1 protein-coding gene is annotated in these 651 nt (G+C 33.8%); it reads left to right on the forward strand.

Features of this window, described 5'->3' with window-relative positions:
* A partial coding sequence (locus tag LIZ98_RS17615) for an IS1634 family transposase (protein WP_227140429.1) occupies positions 1 to 582 on the forward strand: 582 nt, incomplete at its 5' end.
* Positions 583 to 651 lie beyond the last annotated feature (69 nt).

A 651-nucleotide genomic window follows, 5' to 3' on the forward strand; every position in this document is an offset into this window, starting at 1 on the left:
GTAGAAAAATCAAAGAGATTGGTTGAATCAAAATCACAAATGAAGGCAGAAATGAAAAAAGGCGGGAAGAAGTATGTTCAATTAAGCCTATGGGATGATAACCAAATCACTTTTAACGAGAAGCAACTTGAAATAGATAAACAATTTGATGGCTACTATGGTATCCAATACAGTGACTCTTCTTTAACACCAGAACAGGTTTTAAATGCCTATCATGGACTCTGGAAAATTGAAGAAAGTTTCCGAGTGCTAAAAAGTAATTTTGAAGCTCGTCCCATTTATGTTTGGACCGAAGAAAGCATTCAAGGCCACTTTGTTATTTGTTATCTGGCTTTAGTCATTCAACGATTATTGGAATATTATCTTCATCAGAAGGGAAAAAATTATTCCACGGAGAAAATACAGGATGCCATCCGAAGTGCAACAATCACTAAACTGAACGTTGATGAGAGAGAAATTTTTATAAAAAATAAAGCCGATGATGTCTTTTCTGATATTTTATCAACACTTCATTTAAAGGATATTCCGGCTTATGGTCAAAAAGACAAAAGAACAAATGCATATCTACAAATAAAAAAATAAAAAACTCCTCAAAAACACGATTATACCGCTGTTTTCGGGGAGTTTTTGTTCTTTTGACTGTCAAAGTCG

It is taken from the genome of Caldibacillus sp. 210928-DFI.2.18 (assembly GCF_020554505.1).
Lineage (GTDB): Bacteria > Bacillota > Bacilli > Bacillales > Caldibacillaceae > Caldifermentibacillus > Caldifermentibacillus hisashii.